This is a genomic window from Alteromonas sp. AO-Serp (genome assembly GCF_017849675.1).
Taxonomy (GTDB): Bacteria; Pseudomonadota; Gammaproteobacteria; order Enterobacterales; family Alteromonadaceae; genus Alteromonas; species Alteromonas macleodii.
This window is the reverse complement of sequence record NZ_JAFLMX010000019.1, coordinates 1-2,125: the sequence shown is the minus strand read 5'-3', so window position 1 is coordinate 2,125 and position 2,125 is coordinate 1. Positions and strand designations below refer to the sequence as shown.

Below are 2,125 nucleotides of genomic sequence, written 5' to 3'. Positions count from 1 at the left end.
TCGCGACATAACGATAAAGCTATTGCCCAACACCACTTCATTGTTACCCAAGAGTGTCATGGTATCGATTTGTCGGGCGGAGTGATCGCCCATAAAAAACGTCACTTTTGCAGTATTGTTGTCTTCAGGGTCATTAACGATGAACTTTACTTGTCCCGCCTTCCATGAAGGGTTGGTACTTTCAACGATATAAGCTTTATGGACATTGCCCTCTTTTTTTAAGGCAACCGTATAGCTTGAGAATTGCCAAATCCCCTCAAGAGTTTCGTCACGTTGGCTTTTCAAATGTTGTTTAAATGCCGATAAGTCGAAATCATGCACTACCGATTCGCGTACCGCTTCCTCTGAGCCATTCGTATTTAACGCAAGACCAATGTGCCCCTTGCGAAAAAATGTAAGCCAGTCGCTAAGCACTGTGTGGCATTGCGCTTCGCTTTTCGCGCTTTGTACTCGCGCCAAAATCGCACTATTGTGGGCCGAATAAAGGTCCTGCCCTTTTTTCTCGACGCTATATTGAAAACCGGCATCGTTGTTTTCAAACGTGCTTTTTAGCCATGCAAACTCACTTTCACACTGAAAGGTACTACCAAACGAACAGAAAGAGGCAAAAAGAGGGAATATCGCAAATCGTTTCACTAAATATGATGTCCACATCTACTTTTAATAACAATAAAGTATCATAAAACCATGATTTTGCGAGCATTTACCACGTACATACTTGTAAGCAAACGTTTTAGCTACTAATTCCTAAGCGGTGAGTTCACCCCACCGCATAAGGTTTTTCTAGTGCACTTAACCCTACACCGTTGCGTTTAATCACTTTAAGCTGAGTAGGAATACGCTCTTTCATGGCTTCAATATGGCTTATCACTCCAATCATTTTTCCGCTGGCATTTAAGTTGTCTAGTGCATCAAGCGCCACATCCAAAGTTTCAGCATCTAGGGTGCCAAAGCCTTCATCCAAAAACAGCGAATCAATACTGGTCTTGTGACTGACCAAGTCAGATAAAGCTAATGCCAGTGCAAGGCTCACTAAGAAACTTTCTCCACCAGACAGGGTTTTGGTGTCTCGCACTACGTCACCATGCCAGGTGTCTAATACACTTAAACCCAACCCTTCGTTTTCTTTTCGAATTAGCTGATAGCGACCGTGTAATTTATCAAGCTGCTGATTTGCAAGCTGCACTAAGTTGTCCAAGGTAAGTCCTTGGGCAAAACGTCTGAATTTGTCGCCGCTGGCCGAACCAATTAACGAGTGCAGGTAAGTAATATCGTCGTAATAGGCCTCAAACGCGGCCATCTCATCCACAAGCTGCTGCTGCCTTTCGCGGGCTTGATTGTTAGCGCTTAGCTGCTGTTCAATTTGCCCTAAAGACGATAACAGCGTGTCACGCTGCTGAGCTTGCTGGGTAATTTTCGTATCGAGCCACTGTGCACCGTGCTCTTCTAACTCGCTCTGCCACTGTGCTGCGTTAGCATGGGCTTTTAGCGATTGTTGGGTAGCTAGCGCGTTTTCTAGCTTTAAGTCCGCTTGTTGTTTTTGCTGAGCTAATCGCTTTTGCAGTTCAAGCAAGGTGTTGCGGGTATCTTCGTCTAAAAGCGCATTACTAAACGCTTGCTCATCGTCAAATGGGCTGCTCGCCAACTGACGGCTAAAGTGCTCTGTTGCCTCTGTAAGTGCCTGCTCTTTTTCGCGCATTTGCTCATTAAGCTGGGCAATTTCTGCTTCTAAACGAGACAAAATAGTGTCCGTTTGTTGTAGGCGAGATTTGCATTCATTTACATTTCGCTCAGCCATTTCTTGGGCGGCGTTTGCCTTATTCCTTGTTTCAGCAATATCACCTTCAGGGAATACGGTTGTGCGCGAGTCTCGCAGCGCCTTTAGGCTTTTATCTAGCTGCACAAGCTCTTCGCATACGCCCTTAAGCTGATCCTCAGCGCTTTCTATATCACGATTAACCACAAGCAAGTTGCTACTTACCTCTTGCAACTCATCTTTAAGTTTGGCGTGTAGCTGATGATTGTGTTTATAGGTTTTTAGCGCTTCGGCTTTTTCATTTAGCCACGAGGCAATTCCATCAATAGTCAAGTTGTGAATATCAGCACCAGACTCTTATACACATCT

The 2,125-nt window shown here is 44.8% G+C and carries 2 pseudogenes; both read right to left on the bottom strand.

Going from position 1 to position 2,125, the window contains the following annotated elements:
- Nucleotides 1-636, bottom strand: a pseudogene (locus QVA83_RS01745) (S41 family peptidase); the annotation flags it as partial.
- A 124-nt stretch (nt 637-760) separates the two neighbouring features.
- A pseudogene (locus QVA83_RS01740) lies at nt 761-2,107 on the bottom strand (SbcC/MukB-like Walker B domain-containing protein); the annotation flags it as partial.
- Between the last annotated feature and the right edge of the window lie 18 nt (nt 2,108-2,125).